Annotated in this window: 19 protein-coding genes; 6 read left to right on the forward strand and 13 right to left on the reverse strand. The window is 48.8% G+C overall.

The annotated features are described in order from the left end of the window. Position 1: 1 nt before the first annotated feature. The 11 genes from SH580_RS08380 to SH580_RS08430 all read right to left on the reverse strand — a co-directional run bounded on the left by SH580_RS08380 (position 2) and on the right by SH580_RS08430 (position 13,516). On the reverse strand, positions 2-901 hold the full coding sequence (locus tag SH580_RS08380) for a glycosyltransferase family 2 protein (protein WP_319834554.1): 900 nt from the start codon (positions 899-901) through the stop codon (positions 2-4). Beyond that, positions 898-2,091 (reverse strand): glycosyltransferase family 4 protein, encoded by a 1,194-nt coding sequence (locus SH580_RS08385; protein WP_319834555.1) that lies wholly within the window; start codon positions 2,089-2,091, stop codon positions 898-900. The genes SH580_RS08380 and SH580_RS08385 overlap by 4 nt, the downstream gene beginning before the upstream one ends. Before the next feature lies 1 nt (position 2,092). Then, positions 2,093-3,301, reverse strand: coding sequence for a glycosyltransferase family 4 protein (locus tag SH580_RS08390; protein ID WP_319834556.1), 1,209 nt, complete (start codon positions 3,299-3,301; stop codon positions 2,093-2,095). Position 3,302: 1 nt separating this feature from the next. After that, on the reverse strand, positions 3,303-4,349 hold the full coding sequence (locus SH580_RS08395) for a glycosyltransferase family 2 protein (RefSeq protein WP_319834557.1): 1,047 nt from the start codon (positions 4,347-4,349) through the stop codon (positions 3,303-3,305). Further along, positions 4,346-5,461, reverse strand: a complete 1,116-nt coding sequence (locus tag SH580_RS08400; RefSeq protein WP_345786217.1) for a glycosyltransferase — start codon at positions 5,459-5,461, stop codon at positions 4,346-4,348. Before SH580_RS08400 ends, SH580_RS08395 begins: the two co-directional genes overlap by 4 nt. 168 nt (positions 5,462-5,629) lie before the next feature. Further along, entirely contained in the window at positions 5,630-7,012 is a 1,383-nt protein-coding gene (locus SH580_RS08405; protein WP_319834559.1) for a sugar transferase, read from the reverse strand. Between the two features lie 35 nt (positions 7,013-7,047). Next, a complete protein-coding gene (locus tag SH580_RS08410; protein WP_319834560.1) occupies positions 7,048-7,986 on the reverse strand; it encodes an endonuclease/exonuclease/phosphatase family protein in 939 nt (312 codons plus the stop codon). A 62-nt stretch (positions 7,987-8,048) separates the two neighbouring features. Further along, positions 8,049-10,337 (reverse strand): GumC family protein, encoded by a 2,289-nt coding sequence (locus SH580_RS08415; RefSeq protein WP_319834561.1) that lies wholly within the window; start codon positions 10,335-10,337, stop codon positions 8,049-8,051. A gap of 6 nt (positions 10,338-10,343) precedes the next feature. Next, a complete protein-coding gene (locus tag SH580_RS08420) occupies positions 10,344-11,309 on the reverse strand; it encodes a polysaccharide biosynthesis/export family protein (protein WP_319834562.1) in 966 nt (321 codons plus the stop codon). 33 nt (positions 11,310-11,342) lie between these two features. Continuing rightward, positions 11,343-12,647: a hypothetical protein gene (locus SH580_RS08425; RefSeq protein WP_319834563.1), complete on the reverse strand. Its 1,305-nt coding sequence runs from the start codon at positions 12,645-12,647 to the stop codon at positions 11,343-11,345. Between the two features lie 53 nt (positions 12,648-12,700). Continuing rightward, positions 12,701-13,516, reverse strand: coding sequence for a PEP-CTERM sorting domain-containing protein (locus SH580_RS08430; protein WP_319834564.1), 816 nt, complete (start codon positions 13,514-13,516; stop codon positions 12,701-12,703). Positions 13,517-13,827: 311 nt separating this feature from the next. Between SH580_RS08430 and SH580_RS08435 the strand changes: the two genes are divergently transcribed. From SH580_RS08435 to SH580_RS08455, 5 genes are all read left to right on the forward strand, one after another. Further along, positions 13,828-14,694: an ABC transporter permease gene (locus SH580_RS08435; protein WP_319834565.1), complete on the forward strand. Its 867-nt coding sequence runs from the start codon at positions 13,828-13,830 to the stop codon at positions 14,692-14,694. A gap of 39 nt (positions 14,695-14,733) precedes the next feature. Then, the gene (locus SH580_RS08440) at positions 14,734-15,975 is read left to right on the forward strand and encodes an ABC transporter ATP-binding protein (RefSeq protein ID WP_319834566.1); all 1,242 of its coding nucleotides are present in this window, start codon (positions 14,734-14,736) and stop codon (positions 15,973-15,975) included. A gap of 746 nt (positions 15,976-16,721) precedes the next feature. Further along, positions 16,722-17,549 (forward strand): glycosyltransferase domain-containing protein, encoded by an 828-nt coding sequence (locus SH580_RS08445; RefSeq protein ID WP_319834567.1) that lies wholly within the window; start codon positions 16,722-16,724, stop codon positions 17,547-17,549. Continuing rightward, positions 17,546-18,214 carry a sulfotransferase family protein gene (locus SH580_RS08450; RefSeq protein WP_319834568.1) on the forward strand — a complete coding sequence of 223 codons (669 nt, stop codon included), beginning with the start codon at positions 17,546-17,548 and terminating at the stop codon, positions 18,212-18,214. The genes SH580_RS08445 and SH580_RS08450 overlap by 4 nt, the downstream gene beginning before the upstream one ends. 90 nt (positions 18,215-18,304) lie before the next feature. Continuing rightward, positions 18,305-19,063 carry a sulfotransferase family protein gene (locus SH580_RS08455; RefSeq protein WP_319834569.1) on the forward strand — a complete coding sequence of 253 codons (759 nt, stop codon included), beginning with the start codon at positions 18,305-18,307 and terminating at the stop codon, positions 19,061-19,063. Here SH580_RS08455 and uvrA read toward each other — a convergent pair. Next, complete coding sequence (gene uvrA / locus SH580_RS08460) at positions 19,044-21,911, reverse strand: excinuclease ABC subunit UvrA (protein ID WP_319834570.1); 2,868 nt, start codon at positions 21,909-21,911, stop codon at positions 19,044-19,046. The two genes, SH580_RS08455 and uvrA, sit on opposite strands and share 20 nt — an antisense overlap. A 125-nt stretch (positions 21,912-22,036) precedes the next feature. On the opposite strand from uvrA, the gene SH580_RS08465 reads away from it, so the two are divergent. Next, positions 22,037-22,324 carry a glutaredoxin family protein gene (locus tag SH580_RS08465; protein WP_308951177.1) on the forward strand — a complete coding sequence of 96 codons (288 nt, stop codon included), beginning with the start codon at positions 22,037-22,039 and terminating at the stop codon, positions 22,322-22,324. Positions 22,325-22,343: 19 nt separating this feature from the next. Here SH580_RS08465 and SH580_RS08470 read toward each other — a convergent pair whose 3' ends face one another. Next, positions 22,344-22,769, reverse strand: a complete 426-nt coding sequence (locus tag SH580_RS08470; RefSeq protein ID WP_319834571.1) for a phosphoribosyl-AMP cyclohydrolase — start codon at positions 22,767-22,769, stop codon at positions 22,344-22,346. Positions 22,770-22,887 lie beyond the last annotated feature (118 nt).

Here is a 22,887-nt window from a genome sequence, read left to right on the forward strand (position 1 = left end):
TTTAAAAAAGCCCCTTCAAAGCCGCCAGTAATAGTATAGTTCGCAGATGCCGACGCTTGCCTGGTATCTGTAAAGGCAGTGGACAGGCCCAATAAGAACGCAACAAGAGCTTCAGCGCTGCCCCGTTCATTTGAGACTCAGAGGCCATCCAGGAAGCGCCCATGTATTGCACGGCCAAAGCGCGCCCCTTGGAACCATGCCCGCGTAAGACGCCTCCAGGTGCATAGGCCTTTTCGACAACTCTTAGCACCTCAGGCAAAAAAGTCTCATGATTGCGGCTCAAACTGCCGACTTCGTCACGGTAGCGGCTCACCGGATACTGCAACTTTCCTACCGCGCTGTGAGCTGTGATACGCATCCACAGTTCGTAATCCTCGGGTCCTATAAACTGCGTATCAAAACCTTCACATGTGAGAAAGAGCGTCCTCTTTAACAAAACAGTCGTCGTTGCCACTGGATTGGAAGAGACAAAATCCGCCACCGATAAGAATTGTACAAAACCATCCGCCAGCGACTGCTCCGCTGAAGGCGCGGGCACCGACGCGACTAAATCTGTGGTCTGCCCGCAAAACATGCCGACATCGGGGAACTTCGCCGCTAAGTCTAACTGCAATTGTAAACGCCAAGGCAACCAAGCATCATCCGCATCTAGAAAGGCCAACCACTCGCCTTGCGATTCTCGAACTCCATAATTTCTAGCGGCCGCAGGCCCGGCATTGGCTTGTGAAAACACACGCACCTGTGGGTAACGCTCGCGCACATAATCCGCCGTGCCGTCCACCGAACCATCGTCGACGAGCACAATTTCAAACTCTTGAAAAGTCTGCGATGTTAACGAAGCCAAGGTCTCATCGATTGTCGCCTTCGCGTTGTATGCAGGAATAATGACAGAGACCTTCATACGTCCACCACCTCTCGGTAATACTTCAAGTAAGTCTCGACCACGGCATCGGTCGAGTAACAATCCAGCGCGTGCTGGCGTGCCGCCGCGCCTTTAACTTGGACCCAATCACGATCAACCGTGCCGAATGCGGCGGCTAATGAACCCTCCGCTTCAATATCAAAACACTGCCCACCGGGACCGACCATCCACTCTAAAACCGGGTGCGTATTGGCAATCACAGGCAAGCCCGCAGCCAGCGCTTCCAAGATCGCGATCGGCATCATTTCAAACAGCGAGGCCAGAACAAAACAATCCGCCGTATTTAACAAGGCAGGCATCTCTGCTCGCTTCTGATTCAATAAAATATGGATACGCCCCTGCCCCAGCGATTGACTCATCTCCAGCAAGGCATCTGTTTCACGATCACGCGCGCCTGCTATAATCAAATGCACAGGCGCGGCATCGACAGCGGCATGTTCAAGAAATGACGCAAACTCTTGAATCAAAAAATCGATTCGCTTGTGGAAGACTTTCACCGCCGCCACACAGACAAATACTAGGCTATCCTGCGAAATGCCCAGTTTACTTCTGAGCTCGGCACGTTGTTGCTGGCGTAAGTCATCATCAGCCACTGGAGCGAAGGCATCCACATCGACAAAATTGGGCAAAGCACACCAGCCCGCGGGCGGTGATGACAGCTCTAGGCGTTGCACCGTTTGCTCAAGATGCCAGGGCGCCAAATGCTGCAAGTAATCAAAAGGCTTTAAGAACTGAGCACTCTCCTCGGTGCCATGCGCTAAGATTTCTTTCGCCTGGACCAGCCCCATTCTGCGAAAGCGGCGACACCACAACGCTAGCATGGGATCTTGCACATGTAGGATGGTGTATTTGCCAGCTCGCAGCACAGGCCAGAGCCGCCACCAAAAGGTCCACTGCTCTAATCCGTAAGCACCCGTTATCCCGAATCGCCAAATAAAGCGAGGTAAGCGACGCAGCCATTTTGCATTCGCAGGATCATCGCGTCGTAAACAATCAATCGAGACACAATCAACACCTCCTGCCAGCTGAGGGATCGCATCCCCCCAAGCCCCCAATAAAGTGACATTTACACCACGCGCATGTAAAGCCTGCGCCGTATCAAGCGCCCATGTTTCAATGCCACGTGAGACGTGCCCTAGCCCTGTCGATGCAATTGCAATCCGTTCCATATTATACTAGCTTTGCGTACGCCTCCATTGTTGCAGCGGCCATTTTATCAGCGGTCAAATGCTCCAAGGCATAGCTCTGAGCCTTCTGACCGTCCGCCACCATCTGCGTGGGATTAGAAAGGTAGCACGCGAGGGCATCGGCCAAAGCCTCCACATCGTAGGCTTTAACAACTTTGCCCCCTCCTGAATTCTGAACTAACTCTTTCATACCTCCCACATCACTGACCACAGAGGGACGCGCGGCAAACATTGCTTCGATCAAACTATACCCCAAGGTTTCCGAGTGAATGGAAGGGAGCACATTGATATCAATCGCGGCAGCAAACTCAATCGCATCGGTTCGGTGCCCCAAGAAATAGACCGAATCCTCGATCTCTAAGTCTTTTGCCAATTGTTGCAGCTCTTGATCCAAGCCACCGCTGCCTGCAATCACTAAAGCGACCTCTGGATGTTCTCCGCCTTGCAGCAAACGTGCAAAAGCCTGTAGTAATACGGCATGCCCTTTCATCGGATGTAAGCGTGCGCAGATACCGATCCATACCGCATCAGTCGCCGCGGGTAACAGTTTGGAACGATACTGATCGCGATCGAACTGACTATAATCAGGAGGCGTCATACCGTTATAGATAATTTCCACTTGATCCCGACGTAAACCCACACGCTGGTGCCAGGCATCAAAGGTCGCATGCGAGACACAAATATGCCGATCACCACAAGCAAACGAAAGCCACTCGATACAACGACGAAACCAATGCTGCGCCGGTGCATCTTCGCCAGGTAAATTATGCACCGTGGTAACCACCGTAGAAAAGCCCGCTAAGCGTGCCGCAATCGTTTGAATTTCACAGCCCACCCGATTGACATGAATCAGCCCTTCAGACCGATTCGGAAGCTCTGATAATTGTTTACGCAGTTGCAGTAATTGCCGGGTATAGCCAACAATTAGTTTAAGCGTAGCCAACACGCCACCAGCTGCTGCTTTTTCCTGACGCATCTCAGGGAGCAGCTTCGGCATCGGCATTTCTGCCACTGACTCAAGCTTTGGCTCAATGACAGGGCTCATCACACAGTCATCAACTGGGCGGTAAATACACGCCTGAGCCTGTAACAAAATAAAAAGATAACGATCCACACCTGATTGAATATCAATCGCACTCTGGGGTGGACGTGGCATCAGGTAATAGGGCAAATCTTGCTTATCAATTCCCATACTATGCTAATTCTTCCACTCTGAGCGCTGGTTTCACGAGCTGACAAAACTGCTCAATTATCCGAACCTCATCCTCTAAATTACTATTTGGTGCAGCGGGAAAGCCCTTACATAATTGCTGCGCGACATAGGCGGGATTGCGGCCTAGTGCCGACAGCAAACCTAACATAAAAGCAGAAGGATGGCTTCTTAGTTTGTGCCGATAGAGATTAAACTGCCCAAAATACTCGTTCCAGTCAGTTTGCAACAAGGTCTTTCGCCAATGAGGTAAGGCCTTCCACTCTGCTGGCAAACGATCTTCGACGGTCGATAAAACCGCAGCACCTGCCATAGCTTTAGCAGTCGTATGTTGACTGGATCTACCACGGGAACGCTGCTGCGGATGTATGCGCCACGTCGCGAGTCGCTCGGGAATATACAATGTATCACTTTCAAGCGCTGCGAGACGCGCCCAGAAATTGTCAGCATACGGTCCCAAATCACAGCGAAATAAACCAACCTGCTCGAAAATACTTCGCCTAAAGAGCACGCTGGTAATTGTCGTCCAAGAAGGACCAAAAAAACTATGCACAAGAAACTCCATCAGGCCGGGACGACGGTGCGCACGATCTAAATCAGCTCCATAAAATCGCCCACCAAAGCTACCTGCTTCACGAAGAATCGCACCATTCTCATCAATGTAATCAAAAGCACACGTCGCTATAGATACATCAGTAAAACGATCCAACAGCTCAGACAATCGTTCGATCAATTGTGTATCCGCGGTATCATCAGCCGTCGCGATATAAAGATAGTCACCACGCGCCTGTTCGATACAAAAATTCCAAGCAGGATAGATGCCCTCTTTCGGTATTTGATACAGCCGTACACGTGGATCATTTTTGAATGTTTGAAGATACTCCCAACTTCCATCATCCGAAAAGCTGTCCGCGACAATCAGTTCCCAATCCTCGAAACTTTGACAGATTAGGCTCTCCATACGTGGCGCTAAATAATCGATCCCGTTCAATACGGGCAAACAAATGCTGACCTTAGCTGCTGTCATCATGAACCCTCGCTGAGAAGTTGTTGATACAAATCAATGTAGCGCTTTGCTTGGAGCTCAAGAGTGTATTCATTCAAAGCCACTTCACGACAGTTCGCTCCGTAAACTTCTAACTGACCGCAATCTGACACTGCCTTTGAAATCTGTGCCGACAGCGCCTGCACATCCCCCACAGGAGCGAGAAACCCAGTATGACCTGGACGAATCATGTCTGGTAAGCCCCCAACATCAAAACCGACACAAGGGGTGCCACAGGCCATAGACTCTAACACCGTGTTCGGTAAATTATCTTGCAACGAAGGCACAGCGAACAGGTCAAGCGAGGAATAAAAGAGCGCAAGTTTCTCATCTGAATCTAATCGCCCCAGCGCAATATGCCGCTCGGACGCTTCGATAGCGCTCGTTCCAACAGATACCCGAACTAGGTCCGCATCCTCAATGCCAAGGAGTGCTTGCTGTAAGAGCTGCCCCCCTTTGCGTGGATCTGCTACTGATTCACAAGCAAACCCAACAATCTTCTTATCACGCGGTAATCCGAGCGCGGCTCGAGCTTGATATTTGTCGATTGGTGCAAAAGTCGCAGTATCGATTCCATAAGGTATGCACTTACATAAAAAGCGAGACGTGTGATCGCGCTCCTTAAGTGAGTCATAGAGCCAACGTGAAGGTGCGACAAAGACCAATCGTGATGTGGGCAATGCTGATAGCACCGCACGCTTCCGCTCTAGCGTTTGCTGATCTAGTCGCTTTAATCTAGGGGTAAAATCGTTCTCAGCAGGCGTATAATGCCAAATGCCCTGCAAAACATTCATGTCGTGCAGTGTCCAAACAATTGGTGCACGACTGACCATCCACGGAAGAATCGTCGGCCAATCGATCAACCAGGGAGTCCAATGCAAATGCTGAATATCCACATCTCGCAAAATTTCTTCGAAATGCGCAGGACGGAAATCGCTTCGACACTCACTAAAGAATGTAGAGGTCTTGCGTCCACTTTGAAGGTGCCGCTGCCGTCGCCAATCCCAGCGCGTTCTCAAATAGCGGCTTAATCCACGTCGATACTCATGATAAGGGATTTTAGTTACAGGAGAATCTTCAGCATTCTTGTTTTTCACTAAAAACCTCGAATCCACTCCCTGCATGAGCATTCCTGCATGCAAGCGAAGGGCCGCGCGAGCCGCACCACCAGTATCACTAGAATTTATCTGAACGACTCGCATAATTTACCCGACGACTCCTGTTATAATATCTTACTCCTGTAAGAATTTTAGTTCATTCTATATTTACTGACTCCCCTTCATAATCAGCGGAATCGTTCGTATTAAAATTTGTAAATCCAGGGTAATACAGAAGTTCTTAATATAAAAAAGATCATACTGCAATTTTCGACGCGCATCGGCAACGCTCTCGCCATACTTAAATAAAATCTGCGCCCATCCAGTTAAACCCGGCTTCACCAAATAACGCCATTCATACAATGGTATTTCTTTTTTTAGAATTTCAACAAACTCAGGTCTTTCGGGACGAGGGCCTACTAAGGACATGTCCCCTTTGAGGACATTCCACAGCTGTGGCAATTCGTCCAGTCGAGTCTTACGTAAAACTCCTCCAACACGAGTGACCCGCACATCATCCTTAGTTGCCCATTGTGCACCATTCTTTTCAGCCTCAGTGGTCATCGTGCGAAATTTAAAAATCCTAAATGGTCGCCCTAACAGCCCCACCCGTGTCTGCGAATAGAATGCAGGCCCCGAGCTGTCCAATTTAACTAAAACTATCACCACCAACCATAAGGGGAAAGTGAGCAGTAATGCCAACAAACTCACTCCTATATCAATCAAACGCTTCAAGGAAGTCACAGCTCCCCTTGCGGGCTTAAAAAAATTAGCACCTTGCCAATGCAAGTTACGATACGAAACGGTCACCTCCCGGAAAAACACTTCCAAAAAGGCGCCCTTATTTAAAAAATCAATGTGCTGAAACGGCAGTAACTCCACCAAATCATACATATTCTCGGGAATGGAGCCTTCATAGCACGAAACCACAATTTCGACATTTGCCTCACTCAAACGCTTTGCAAACAAATGAACGTCATCAATCACCTGACAATCCACTCCGTATTCACGACATGGATTCACACAATCCCCCACGTTAGCAACCCGAACGATTTCAAAGTGTGGATCCGAGGAGACACGCTCCACAAACTCTCGCGCCAACTGATTACAACCCAATAAGACTATGCGCAAAGGGTTCCGCGCCAAATACAATTTAGCCAGCATGCGGGTGCAGGAGAGACCAATAAAACTAAGAACAACTACACTGACGACGACATAGCGACCAAATACATGAAGGTGACTAAAGTTAACAATTAACCCAATCGCCACAAATGCAAAAATAGAAGCCTGAATTGAACCAAGTAAAATATCGTATCGAGAAAACAAATGCTGCATTCGATGCGCATACAAGCCGCATAAACGCACGCAAAGAACTAAGACAATCCCGTATCCCACACAGACAACTACACGATTATAAACTTCGTAAACATCTACATATGGCGACAAAACCAAGCCTATAAACATAGCACAAGCGCCTATAAAGAAGTCCAACAATACCCAGCGAACACCATTATGAGATTGCAGTAACACACTTAGACTGAATTTAGACATGATTACTTATTTCCAACAAGGAAACACCCTAAAGTCTATTCATAAAATACTAAATCGACTAAAAGTGGCCTATGATCACTGCCAAGGCTTTCCTCAACTTCAGCACGCATTGATTTCATCTCAGATGTATGCAATACATGATCAATTCGGATGGAATGCCACGAAGTATATTTGGTTGCACCAAACCCATTTCCGCAGATATCGAACGCATTACCATAATTCCCCAAAAAGCACTGATACAAAGGACTCTCATAGGGCATATTGAAGTCACCGAGCGCCAACGAAACACCAAGTCGCCTCATATCATCTGCAACAATCGATGCTTCATGATAGCGGCGTCTAAAATTATTGCGCAACCCGTTCAAATCCAAAGTCAGATGCAACAATGGCTCCAAGCCACCCCGAGGCGTATCGAGATGCACATTCATTAGGCGTAAATTGCGATCAGGCAAAATGACATCAACCACCAAATAGACTAAGCCATATCCGCCAGCCTCAACAATTTCTGACCGCCTCAGAGAGGCCACGTATTCAACCGGGTAACGACTCGCGACCACCAACTGCCCACGCCTCAAAAAATACCAATCCGGTGACATCAAAATTTGATCCACGGCAACATCCTGCGACAACTCTTGGAACGCAATCACATCCAACGAAGTCTCCAGTAGAAACGACTTCAACGAAGCAAGATCCACAAGACTCTGGCCTGCATTCAAGGTCATAACACTCAATGAATGTGAACGTTGAGCAGCCAAAGGATGAAAGCGCATACCGCTATAATAAATCACTTGTAATACAGCACAGATCATCAACACGACAATCGCCCTGCTTCCATAATAGAATATTGCTGGTATTGCACATACAAGCAATACACCCGCCCACCACTTAGGAAAAAACAACAGTGCATACCAAAGCGGTGCCACTCCTGAATAAACAGGCCACCAACAAATTGTAGCACTCAGCAAAGCGCTCACACAATATACAATGAGACATAAGAGAGCGACGCGCCGAAGCCACCCTATGGACTCGATACGCGTCATAAACCAAACTTCCAACGCTTCTTTTTAGGCAATTCACAATTCATCCCATACACGAATGCACTCTCAATATGACTCATTCCATAATTGCCATAGGTATCATATCCGTGGCTGCGCAAATAAGAGTCATCGACATTATTAACACAAAAGCCTAGCAAACGCATGCCTCGCAACTCAGAGAGACAATTCTCCACACTCGATTGCTTAGATAATGAGTCCATCATTACCACGACTCCACCGGTAGCCTGACAGAACGGCATCGACTCAGAGAAAATATTAACTGGTGCCGTATCTACAATGATCACATCAAAATCTTCATGCAAGGACTGAAGCAAATCACGCAACCTCTCAGTCTGAACCAATTCGGGAAGCGAGTCATTAAAAACACCCGAAGGCAAGATAGACAATGGCTCATGCTTCACCTTCATAATATGGGTCCTCACATCACATGAATCATCGGCTAACCAATCCGCAAGGCCATGCCGGAGCTCCCGGCCCAGCAATCGGCGCGTTAGACTACCACGTCGCAGATCTGCATCAATAAGCAACACACGCTTACCAACCCATGCAAAAGGAAGCGCAATATTCGCGACATTAAAGGTCTTACCATCGCCCGAATTACTCGAGGTAATAGTAAATGAAACTGCCGACCCTTCACCAAATTGCTTCAGTAAATTCAGCCGAATACGTCGATATGTTTCCGTTGCGACCTGATTAGTCCCCTTCGCCGCAACGAAAATATCCGACTCCGGGTTAAACTGATTGGGTGACAAATATAAATCCCACCGCCTGATTTGCGCCAACATCAACAGATTATAATCACGCTGCAACTGAATCACGTTTACAGGAGTCGGTTTCAAATACTCTAGCCCTAAAATGAGCCCGCCCCCTGCCACCATTCCAAGTACCACCGAAGCTAGCAATATTTTCATCACTTGCGGCTGAATCGGAGCTGTCCTCGCTTGGGCTTCCTGAATTTCACGTAAGAAAAACGATTCGGATGTACCCGTATTCTCCAGCAAACGTCCATAAACTAGATTATACTTTTTCTCCAAATGCTTCACACGAGATAAAATCTGCCGATGTTCATTCTCCTCCTCAAAACCGATCTCGCGCTTTTGATGCCAATTTTCAATGACCGCTTCGATACTCGACTCCTGCAATTTCAATGCTTCGAAACGAGCTTTAAAACGCTTCAACGACAAATCGTTCAGATTTGCCAAGGAACTACGCACACTTTCAATTTCCTGCTTCAACTCGATCATCCGGGGATGCGTGCTCTTCAGAACTTTGCCCTGTTGCTCCAATTGATTCATCAAAGCGACCAACTGAGCTTGAGCACGCTCCCACTGACTCCGAGCTTCGAGACTTCCGTACAGGTTGACAGAGCTCTCACCTACAACTGCAAGCCCTTGGCCCTCGACAGCATCACCTGGCCTTCCCGAATCCCCGTCAAGGGCAGCTTGACTACCCGCTTCAGTCTCACGGGTCATCGCCAATGCTTCATGAACAGTGAGGACATTCGTTCCAAGTATCTGTTCGTATTGCTGACCAAGCAAGACTCGCTCTACACGGACTTCTTGTAATCGAGAGAGCAATTGATCGATAAAAGCCATATTCATATCCAAGCGCTCCTGCCGCAGAAACACTTGATTTTGACTCTCAAAAATATCCAAAGCCTCCCTAGCCTGCTCTAATTCTTCCAAGACACGCGTCTCTTCACGTTTTAACCCTGACAGTGCGCTTTCATTGACCTCAGTTAGCTTTTCCAAACGCAACCTACGATACACATCGATCATACTCAACACATAGTCCTTAGAGTATTGTGCATTCACAGAATCCACGGTGAAATCGATCATGGATCCATTAGAACCAGCCACACTTTTCACATTAAACTCGACATACAATTCAGATGGAATGAGACGTGTTTTCCATTCTGGAGCCAATTCCAACCGAACCTGCTGATGTAACCGCTGACTGTTCAACAATAGAAGTTGGCGCAACATGCTCTGCTCTTGCTGATCATACTTAGTTTTTGCACGCGTTTCCACTCGGCTATCATTGAAAATTTCAATACGGGCAGTGGCGCGATAAATAGGTGTAGCAAAGTAAGCGTATGCACCTCCAAGAAGAGAGCATAATAACACACTAGCAACTAACCACATCCAATGCCCCAGCAGAAGTTCGACCAGCGCAATCGGATTCGAAAACACAGTGGAGCTGGCCGGCTCATTGACTACAGACGGCGCCTGAGGCTCACTCTTTGTCGTGGAATTGGGAATTTGCATCTCGATTTATAAATTAATAAATTTCTGGGGCACGATCACCATATCCCCGGGCAGTAATACTCGATCCCGATCCAAAAAACCCTCTTCAATCACGACCTCTAAATCCACAAGTTCCACAGTGCGCTCCTGCCCAGAATAACGAATCAATTTGATCGCATCTCCTTTAGCAAACCGTGTTAAGCCACCTGCCTTAAAAACAGCCCGCATCAACGTAGCCGACTCCCCCGGCGCAAACTTAATCACACCAGGTGCCCCCACTTGCCCCACCACGATCACTTCTGTCGGGTCACTCGTAAGCAATGTCTCCTCCCCGGCTCCATTCAGCCCAGGAATGAACAATTCATCTCGTCTCTTTAACGTAAATTCTCTTGCCGCATCAGGCTGAAGCAGCAACTCGCGAATATTGACGACTATTTTTTCTTCATCGCCAGACGCAGACCTTCTCATAATATAAGCATTATCCAGATCTGCCCACGAAGTCAGCCCCTTGACTCTCGCTAATACCTGTGACATTGAAATTTGTCCCGTTGGGGGCAAATCCACTAAACCCGGCTCCTTAACTGCCCCAAACACATATATCGCAGCTGGTGCTTGCTCCAGGACTCGAATAACCACTGTCGCTTTCCAGTAAAGATCCTCCTCTAGCGAATTCGCCAACTCTCGCTGTAAAGATTGAAGGCTCTGTCCCGCAACCAAGCGCTCACCTAGATAGGGCAGATTAATAAGCCCATCTTCACTGACCTTGCCCTCAAATTGAAACTGAGCATCCTCTTTTATTGTAATTTGCAGCAAGTCGCCGTACTCGATCACTCGCGTAGAAGTCGGAGTCTCACTAAGCGCCACCTGCGAGTCTGGCTTGTCCAACACCTTCTGCGCGCTCAGTGACACATGCAGAAACATGCAGCCAACGATAATACAAGCAATGCAGAGTAAGCCTTTTAAAGGGTATTTTATAATGATTAAAGAGCTCATCGCGATTCGTATAATAATTCTAACGACAAAATACTATAATTTAAAACTCAAACTAGAAGAAACGATATGACGGGAATACCCCTGACCTTTCGCTCCGCCATCGAACTGATTAGTATAGTCGTAAGTAAAATTAACAGTCCACCTGGGAGCGATCATATAATCGGTTCTAAGATTGAGGTTATATCGACAAGCACTAGCCGAACTGCCAACATCATCAAATTGACGAAGTTCCTGGCGAAGCCGCACCTCCCAAGTGGGGCTCAAGTCTAGATTGAGTGCATATGCAATTGAAAATGTTTGGCTATACTCCGCCAAATCAGAACGATTCACGCCAGTATCTGCGACTAAATTTGAAAAATCACGATGGTAACTCGCCGTAAATTGATGCTCCAAATTACTGCGCCCCCTAAAATCCACAGAAAATTGAACCTTAGGCGACCAAGCAGAGCCTGAATCAGCCCCCCCCCATGAATCCTCTTGGTATTCAGCCCCCAAACTCATACCGTAAACAACAGCATACGAACTCAAATAAGTCCCCTCAAGCCCAACTTGATACGCTTGGATCTGCTGCCCATTCGTATAATTATCCCTTACAGTAAGCGTTGAACCGGCGTAAAGCCCTGCACGCAGGCTCGGATTGGCATCCAACACTAGCTTAGTGCTAATGTCGTGACTTTTCGCATTTAGTTGAGACGCAAGATCATCCTCAGATTGATGACCAATCGCCCGTCGCGACGAAAACGTATAGCCTAGATTTGAAGTTAAATTTGGTGATAAAGCGCGCGCGTAATGAGCTCCTGCACCATACGCTAGTTCTTGAAAGCTGCGATCCTGCTGTTGTCCTGCGCCATTCTCGACACGCAAGCCAATAAGTGAAGAGGATAACTTCGTATTCACAGTCAGAATACGATCCCCCGAGCGAATCGCGACAGACATTGCAGCAGCGGTTTCATCGACACCACTAATAAGGAAGCGCCCCCCAGCTGAATCCTTTGGCTTTTCAAGGTATTGAAGGTCCAGATTTGTATTCAACCGAACACTGGGTGCCGGCATCCATGAGATATCGGTTAAAAAACCTACTGAATAGAAAGCCGAACCTTTCGCTTCAACATCCTGATCGTAGTTACTATCCCAACCGAGACCAGTCCTGATAGTAGAATCAAAATATACTTCACCTACCTTTAAATTATAGTCCGGGATGCGGGCCGTCTGGATGCTCCCCCATTCGATGTCCGCTCCGAATACAACACTCGGAATCAAGCCAATCAGTCCACATAGCGGCACGAATGGGCTCAAATGTTGATAAATCAACTGATCGATCCCCCGCATATTCATCATAAAAAAAGCTCCGTCGAAACGGAGCTTTTGATCATTGAAATTTATTCTTTGAATTAACGACGGCGGCGTAGTGAAACGAAGCCTAAGGAAATTGCACCGATCAGCAGAGCATAAGAGGATGGCTCAGGTACGATGATGAAGTCAGGAGTCATATCGATGTCAATGTGACGACTACCAGTTGCACTGCCTGTGACACCCACAACGATGTCAAGAACTTCGGCCGTCGAATCAAAACCAATAGTCACTGGAGACTGAGCAATTGCATCAGTGCTGGTGATATTACCTTTCGGTCCATAGGGCGAAGGATATAGCCCAACTGAATATCCAGAGTGAAGCGAAGTATTAGTGACCAGCTCAGTGTTGGATGCTAGTTCAATGAGGTCGGCCTCCGCGGTAACAAGCCCAGCGTAGTCAGCACGATTAGCATTCACATCACTGTCAAGGTCATCGAATTGGAGACGAAGATCGCTACCACTGGCATCCGCAACATCAACTGCAGTCGATGTACCCGTAAGCACGAAACTAATTGAGATCTTAACCCAAATATCAGCCGAAGAGTTTTTTTCCAGACGAATACGAGCGTCATCCCCACGTGCTCCCTCATTCGCAAAATAAATCAAGCTGCTGTCATCAACACTCGCATCGGAGATAGTAAAAATAGCATCGATCACACCGACACCGCCCGCACCTTCGAGGTCAGCAACACCAGTTGCTAGGTATTGACTTCCAATAACCGCTCCAGAACCCTCCGTTGCCGCAGTGATTGCAGTGAAGTTGATATTGGTAAAATCCATCGACACATTCGCGAGTCCAGAAGATGCGGCACACACCACTGCACACAACCCGACAATAGTAGCTTTAATTTTCATATTATTTTCAGTTAGTTAGTTTTCAGTTCAACTTAGGCTTGAGTCTTAAAATTCTGCCGTATTTCAACCACAAAAATCAGTCAATTGACTAGATTCCGCAGAATACAGGTCCGTAGATTGTCAACTCTTCATACTTTGTCAATGGTATAATGCCTCTTACTGCATTTTTCTAGGCCTTTTAACGGGCAAAAAAATAAGGCAATCACCCCACCGCAAACAAACAAACCTTTTACATTTTTATTGTTTTCACGAGCAAAAGAAGCATTGAAAGTGCTGAATCCGACGACAGCAACAGTGACAAGAACACTCAAATGAACTCAAATCAGCAGTTTACGCCCCCCGAAACCACCATTCGTGCCAAAGGCAATTGGAGTGCCTTCAACATCGGTGAGATACTCGAATACAAGGATATGCTGCGCTACTTGGTGATCCGAGACTTCATCAGTAAGTATAAGCAAACAATCCTAGGGCCAATTTGGTTCATCTTACAGCCATTGCTAATGGGCGTTATTTTCACCATAATCTTCGGTAAAGTGGCTGGTTTATCCACCGACGGCACACCTCAATTACTCTTTTACCTCTGCGGCCAACTAGGCTGGACCTACTTCCAGGCTTGCTTAACAGCAACCGCGGGCAACCTGATCACCAACGCGAATCTATTCAAAAAGGTTTATTTTCCACGCGTGATCGTGCCGCTGGCCACGATTACCTCGAATTTACTAGCCTTCAGTATTCAACTACTCAGCTTTTTAGGGTTTTGGCTGTATTTCAAGTTTGCGACCGACCAAGGCGCTCGCTTCGAAATGGAAATCAGCATCCTACTACTGCCATTACTGATTATACACACTGCAGCGATCAGCCTGGGCACCGGCCTCTGGCTCTCGGCATTATCCGCAAAATACAGGGACCTCCACCACTTAACTCCCTTCTTTGTGCAGGCCTTCATGTATATTACTCCAATTATCTACCCCTTATCCCAAGTTCCGGAGAGATTCCATTGGCTGATCAAGCTCAATCCGCTGACGGCTGTAGTCGAAAGCTATCGCCATATGCTACTAGGCACGCCGGCAATACCGACGGCAGATCTAATCTTATCGATCGCCATCACCAGCGTAGTTTTAATTTCTGGCCTTGTGATCTATGAAAGAACTCAACGCAATTTTATAGATTACGCTTAAAATCGACGACCCTCCAGCGACACCAAGACCCGACGAAATATGTCCCATCCAATAGCGATCAAAGCCGAAAACCTCTCCAAGTGCTACAAACTTGGTCAATTTGATGCATCTTCGCTACGCGAAGAAGCCAGTCAGTTGTTCCAGAAACTGAAAAGACAAAATCAGGACAAATTAAAATCGACGGCTGAAAATGACTTTTGGGCTCTCAAAGATATTAACTTCGAGATTAAGCAGGGAGACGTCGTCGGCGTCATCGGTAGAAATGGAGCGGGGAAATCAACTTTGCTCAAACTAATCAGCCGAATCACAACCCCCAGCGCCGGCCAAATTCGACTGCGCGGCAAGGTGGCTGCTTTACTTGAAGTCGGAACCGGCTTTCACCAAGAGCTAACAGGGCGCGAGAATATTTATCTCAACGGCACAATTTTAGGCATGAAAAAGCGTGAAATCGACAGAAAGCTGGATGAGATCATCGAGTTCTCTGGCATTGAGAAGCATATCGACACGCCGGTAAAACGCTATTCTTCGGGCATGAATGTCAGACTGGGCTTTGCTGTAGCGGCACACTTGGAGCCAGACATTTTGATCGTAGATGAAGTTCTCGCAGTCGGCGACCAAGATTTCCAAAAGAAATGCCTTAGTAAAATGCAGGACATTTCAGGCAATGGCCGCACAGTGCTCTTCGTGAGCCACAATATGGCAAGCATTCGCACGATCTGCAATAGTGCGATCTTACTGTCGAAAGGACAAATTGAATGCCAAGATCTAACCGATAAAGTCATACAAACTTACGTTCAAGGCAGTGATGCGAGCACTCAGACACCCAACATCTTCAATCCGGTTGAAATCGTAGAAAAAAAGGGATTACGCGTCAAATCCGCAGAAATCACTTCGCGGGTCGTGACCAGCTTCCCCTTCGAAACTTCAATTGAGTTAGAAAACAATTCGGATGAATTACTTCGCACCGGCGTCTCTTTTGGATTTCGAAATACATCCAACGAGCCACTGCTCCATCTACTCTCGGACCACCAAGCTATTGACTTCGAGATCCCGGCAAGGTCTAGCATCGTCGTCCGCTGCAAAATACCTGCGCTGCCCTTAGTCCCGGGCGAATACATTCTGAACTTAGTATTAGGCAACAAACATACCGAATTTTGTAATTATCAAAGTGCATTCTTACTCCATGTCGAAGACGGTTCATTCGAACAGTTTGGACACATGATGCGCAAAACGACTTTCCCTATGATTTACCCTGCCAAGTGGGAACACGAAAGCAGATGAATACAGTATCCCCCAAACGGCTCATAAAAAACTGCATACTCTTCAGTTTTCACATTTTCGCCCGCTCAAAATGGGCTCTTTATTGCCTGAAGCAAACTGGCACCCCCTGGTCAGGCTGCAACGCTCCCAAAGGTGCTCGGCAGGATGAGCGATCCTACGACACGATACACGGCTTCTATGGATCTGAATTAGTGCCTGTCTTAGAAGCGCTAACGACTCATAAGCAGTATCAACAACTGATAAGCATCAGCTCTAGCAGCAATTTCTATGCGATACAATTGGCCACGAAAAAACCTGGGCTCGAAGTTTACGCCTTTGAGGCTTCTCAAGTAGCGAAAGTCTCTTGCGCGAGTTTTCCGCACAGCATAATGTCAGCGATCAAGTCCGGATTTGCAGCTACTACAGTTCAAAAACCCTGTCAACAATACCACAAACGGGACACTGCTTGCTCATTAGTCACAGCGAAAGATCCTCACTATTCACCTCTGAGTCGATTTCAGGCCTTAAGCATTGCGACCTCGTAATCGCAATGTATTTGAGGGCAAACACAGAGACTCGCCAGCAACTCACCGAGCGATTCAATCAAACGCATCATGTTAAATTCATAACGTCGCCGTTCCCAATCAAGCAGTTCAATCAAGAGCAACAAGCCACAGCCAAAGATCAATCAGTTCAAGGATGTAATAATGACCGAGAGAATGAAAGCGCTCACATTTATGGCTGGCTCCTACTAGAATCGAAATCAAATGCCTAGACTAGCCATTTACACTGCAATCATCGATCAGTACGATAGCGCTCTTCAACCTGGATTTGGTGAGCCGACGGCAGATGTTGACTACTTCTGCTACACGGACAACGAACTGCCGCTCCCAAAAACAATTGAAAGACGATTGTGGAAACGTAAACACCGCGACGCAACGCGAGATGCCCGTGAAATAAAGATACAAGCGTTTAAAGACTTCAAAGACTACGATTGGGTCGTGTGGATCGATGCCAACTGCACCATCAATGCAACAGAGATCAAACACTACCTAAATGAGCAATCGAGCCCCTCTCACCCGATTAAAGTGCTCGCGCATGATGTTAGAAATTGCCTCTACCAGGAGGCCCAATGGGCCTTTGTCGAGGCCGCGGATTCACCCGCGCGCATCTCCCATCAGATCAATCGCTATAACGAAGCAGGCTTCCCAGCCAATTTCGGACTCGCCAACACGAACCTGCTCATCCGCAAGCCAACAAACCCGACAGCCATCCACTTTTCCAATTGCTGGCTCAAACAACTCAGCGCAGGCAGTCGACGCGATCAGTTATCCTTCGACTTCGTGCGATGGCAGCAAAACATCCAAATTGACACGATTCCGGGCATTTGGTACGACAACCGTTTTTGTAAACGCACGACAGATCATGTAAGAAAGGCCTACCGCGCCCCCTTTCATAAGACAATGATTACTGAATGGATACGCAGAATCCTCTACGCCGACGACCTATTCCATGAAGTCCTTTACGATCACCGAGGGGCGCAAAATACGACAAGCTCAGAAGCAAGCAAACAACCCGATTCCCAAAAGCTATGAAATCTACACAAACTAAACGAAAAGTATTTGTCATTGGACTCCCCAAAACCGGGACAACGAGTGTAGATGCTGCACTGACGATGCTGGGCTACAGATGTCGCCACAACCCGTTTAATTTTCGCGCACTCGCGATGCGAGGTTGTTATCGCTTCGAACCTGTCGACGACTGGGACGCACTGAGCAACTTTGGCGAGCACTTCTATCCACAACTCGATAAGGAGTATCCCAATAGCCGTTTCATACTCACTACGCGCGAGAAGGAAAGCTGGCTGACTTCTGTTGAGCGTCAATTTTCCAAGTTCGACGGCCTAGGCTTACACCATATGCCACTGAGAGCTAGAAACGTTTTTTGCTCATGGAAGCATCTAAGACGCGCGGTATCATACTACATTGGCGATTATTTCGAACCACGCCTCATGCACATGCGACTACAAATATTTGGCAGCTATGCCTTCAACAAAGATCTTTACAGCCAAGTCTACGACTTACACCTGGCGGCCGCACGTGCATACTTTCGCGATCGCAAGGCGGACTATCTCGAAATAGAACTTCAATCGAACAGCGGATGGGGGCCACTGTGCGAGTTCCTTGATTGCGAAGAACCACAGGAGGACTTCCCCCACCTACGACGCCCGCCATCAAGCCCAACCATCTCACAAGAATAAAAGCCAAGAACTGTTCATCCATAGGATGCTAGCGCGACATTTACAGCCTCTAGCATAACTGAACTTCACAGCCACTCACTTTTAGAATCATTGAACACGAACAAGCTATCTCCCCCACCGCCAATCATCTTAACTGGCATGCACCGCTCCGGCACCTCCCTGTTAGGTAGCTTTTTAAATGAATCTGGTATTCACATGGGCTCCGACTTGGTCGAAAAAGATTCAGGAAACCCCAATGGTTACTACGAAGATACCGAGTTCCTAAATTTTCACATCAGGCTGATTCAAAAATACCACAAGAGTAATTGGTATGCACCGAGTTCGATCATGCCAAATGACGAAGAACGCCAGATGGCCTTGGACCTACTCTCGAAAAAAGGATCTCACGGCGTCTGGGGCTGGAAAGACCCACGAAGCACACTGTTTCTGGAATTATGGAGAGACCTCTGCCCCGACGCTAAGTTTCTATTCGTTTACCGAAATCCATTTTCAGTCATCGAATCCCTAAATCGCCGAGAAAAATCGGGCAAACTTCACTGGCGCGCGCGTGCGATGTGGCTAAGAGGCTGGCTAGTTTACACGCGCTGCTGCATCAATTTCCACCAAAAGCACCCCAATGATTGCCTCTTCTTCTCATTAGAGAGCATGACCCAAAACCCCGAAGAACGCATTGACCAAATCAGCAAGTTTCTGGGATACCCACTACAAGCTAAAACGTTTGAGAAACTATACAAACCCACAGAATTAAGGTCGATCAATCAGAATTTATACCAGCTGACTCGCTTGCCTCAACATTTATCCTATCTTGCATGGCGGCAATACCAGCAACTTAAGAAATCATATCCTTGAGCATCTGCTGCGTAGGGCTGGTACTCCCCTCGTAGAACGCAGATGGCTCCCCCTGAAAGACGATTTCGCCGCCGGCCTCTCCTCCCTCGGGACCGAGCTCGATGATCCAATCGGCCATGCGAATCACATCCAGGTCGTGCTCGATGATCAGGATGGTGTTACCCGCATCACGTAGCTTGAAGACCAGGTCCATGAGGCGCTGCACATCCAGCCAATGTAGACCGGTCGTCGGCTCATCGAGGATGTAGAGCGTCTGGCCCTGCTGGCGCTTGCTCAATTCTAAGGACAGTTTAATCCGCTGCGCTTCACCACCAGAGAGCGTGGTGGCGGGCTGGCCCAGCTTGATGTAACCGAGCCCGACATCGGCCAAAGTGTGCAATTTCTCGGCAATGCGTGGCTGCTTCCCAAAGACTTGCAAGGCTTCGTCCACACTCATCTCCAAAACATCGGCGATATTATAGCCTTTAAAGCGCACATCCAGCGTTTCCCGATTATAGCGACGCCCCTTGCAACTGGGGCACTCGCTATACACGTCGGCCATAAACTGCATATCGAGCTTAATCACGCCGTCGCCTTTGCAACGTTCGCAACGCCCACCACTCACATTGAAGGAAAAACGGTTGCGCTTGTATCCGCGTATCTTAGCGATCGAGCATTTAACGAAAAGGTCCCGCAACTGATCGAAGAGCTTGGTAAAAGTCGCCGGGTTGGAGCGCGGGCTGCGACCGATCGGCGATTGATCGACTTGAATGACAGAGAGGAAATGATCCAGCCCTGTGATCTTCTTATGCTTGCCGGGAATCGTCTTGGCCCGGTTCAGTTTAAAAGCCGCAGCCTTGGCCAGGATGTCGTTGACCAAGGTGCTCTTCCCGGAGCCGGACATCCCACAAACCACGCTCAGCAGGCCAACAGGAAACTTCGCATCGACCTGCTTGAGGTTGTTTTCATACGCCCCCTCGACGCTCAACCAGTCGGACTTAGGACGCAGCGTGCGCGCATTCTTTTCAACACGCGCCTCCCCGCTGAGGAACATGCCAGAGCGACTGTATGTATTATTAAACGCATCTGTGGGGCTGCCCTGATAAATCAACTCGCCCCCCTCAACGCCCGCGCCCGGACCGAGCTCGATCAGATGATCGGCCGCCAACATGGTTTCACCATCGTGTTCCACTACGACGACGGAGTTGCCGCGCTCACGTAAACCGATGAGCGTTTGAATCAATCGACGGTTGTCCAATGGATGCAGTCCAATGCTCGGTTCATCTAAGAGATAGACCACGCCGACCAGCGACATGCCCAGCTGAGTCGCCAAGCGCACGCGCTGCGCTTCGCCCCCACTTAAGCTGGTGTATGTGCGATTGAGCGTGAGGTAACTGAGCCCGACTTCATTCAAAAAGGAGAGTCGCGAACCGAGACCGCGCACGGCGTCGCCCACAGTCGCATAGGCCGGATTGCTTTGCAGCGCATCCACGAAGCCTTGCGCTTCTTGCAGCGACATGGCCAGCAAATCGGTAATGGAGCGCCCCTCGATCAAGACACTCAAGCTCGACGGACGCAGCCGGCGACCGGAGCAGGCCTCGCAGCGACTGCTGGTTTGATAAGCCATCAGGCGGGCGCGCAGGCCGTCGCTAGTGGTGTGGCGACGAATATTTTCCAGATCCGTCAACACGCCCTCAAATGGCATCAACTCAGGCTTAGTATTGCCGCCCTTGAGCTTAAAACTGAACAGTCGCTCGCCCGCGCCATGTAGGATTTGCGCGCGCACATCGGCATCGAGTTCATCCCAGGCCAAGTTGGGATCAAATGGCAATTGCTCGGCCAACTGCTTGAGAATCGCGTTGTGCCGAATGATCATCTGCTTGGACCCGAGCCGCCATGGCTTAATCGCCCCCTTTTTCACAGAAATACTCGAATCTGGCACAATCAGTTCGGGCTGAAATTGCAAGGTCTCCCCCAGCCCGCCGCACTCAGAACAGGCGCCCTCGGCATGATTCCAGGAAAAATGACGCGGTGAGACAGGCTCATACACATCGCCGCAATTCACGCAAGCCAGACGGTTACTCAAGGGGAGTTCACGCCATTGCTGTCCGTCCTCAATTAAAATCAGCGCACGGTCCTCCCCCTCACTGAAGGCCAAGTCCAAGGAGTCCGCCAGCCGACTGCGTTGGTCGGCCTTGAGCACAATACGATCGACCACGATCTCGACCGTAATCGACGCAGCCTTGGAATCGATCAGATCATGCTCATCCAGACGGCGGATCTCGCCGTTAAGGCGCACTCGCTGGAAGCCTCGCTGCTGCAAGCGCGGCAATTCTTCGCGCAAGATCGCAGGCTTGGCCGTCATCCACGGAGCGAGAATCATCAAGCGACTCCCCTCCGGCTCCGCATAAATGCGCGTCAGGCAATCGTCCATCGAGCGCCGCTCAATAATGCCGCCATCCTTCGGGCAATAAGGTGTGCCGCAGACCGCCCACAGCACACGGGCGAAATCGGCGATTTCGGTAACCGTTGCCACGGTGCTGCGCGGATTGCCCCCGCCCCCGGTGCGCTGCTCCAGCGCGATGACGGGCGAGAGACCTTGAATGTAGTCCACATCCGGACGCGGAATTTGCTCCAGGACCATACGCGCCTTAGTCGAGAGGCTGTCGATGTATTTACGATAGCCCTCCGCATAGATGGTATCGAAGGCCAGTGAGGATTTACCCGAACCACTGACGCCCGTGATGACCACCAACTGATTGCGCGGAATGTCCACGTTGATGTTTTTTAGATTATGCTCGCGCGCACCTTTAACAGAAATCGAATCGGCTAATTGCTTTGGAGTGGTCACTGCATCGGTGGAACTCATAAATCTACAAGAGGAGCGCTTATATAGGAGATTATGCAGGGGCGCAAGTCCACTACAGATAAAGTTACGAATCGTTGAATTTACGTTGTCACAAGCACTATATTGAGTAGGTTTAAGAATAAATTATGAGCAAAAACAAACTACCGATTCTCTACATAAAATCCGGTTGCCCCTGGTGCCGTGAAGCCCTTTCTTTTTTCAATTCGCAAGGTGTCGATCTGGACGTGCGTGATGTCAATGTAAACGCCAAGGACATGGACGCCATGGTGGCCCTGAGCGGACAGACCAAGACGCCCACCTTTGAGTATGAGGACTTCATGGTGGCCGACTTCGATGTCGACGAGTTCTTGGCCGAGCTCAACGAATTCCCCGAGATCCGCCAAAAGCTAGGCATTTCGGACGACGAGAATTAGAGGGCCTCGTCAGCGCGCTCTAAACTTGCGCCTCGTCCACGAATTCCAGACTGCCGTCCTCTTTGAGGCGACGGTAGTAGCACCCTGAGCGAGCAATGCCCGCTTGGTTTTTGGTGTGGCAGGCGCCCTTGCCCGCCGGCGTCACCTTGTAGAGAATCGAATTTTGCTCACAATTGACGCGGATCTCTTCGATTTTCAAATAATCGCCACTGGTCTTGCCCTTGATCCAGAGCTCGTTGCGACTGGTGCTCCAAAAGGTCGCCATGCCACATTCGAGAGCGGTTTCCAGCGCCAGTTCATTGGCGTAGCCGACAATCAGCACCTCACCGGTTTGCGAATCTTGAGCGATCGCAGGCAGCACGTCGGACTCGCAATTGGCCACCTTACGCAGCTTTGCGAAATCGAGATTGAGCACCTTGCCTTCTTCTAATTCTTCATGAGTCATGCCTTCGAGCTAGAGCCCTGACAGCTGAGAGTCGAGTTCTGAATGACTGTAATGAAGCAAATTCATACGGAATTCCCCATTTTTCCTTTTCATTAGATGGCATCCGTTCATCTTCGGC

This window comes from Coraliomargarita algicola (assembly GCF_033878955.1).
Lineage (GTDB): Bacteria > Verrucomicrobiota > Verrucomicrobiia > Opitutales > Coraliomargaritaceae > Thalassobacterium > Thalassobacterium algicola.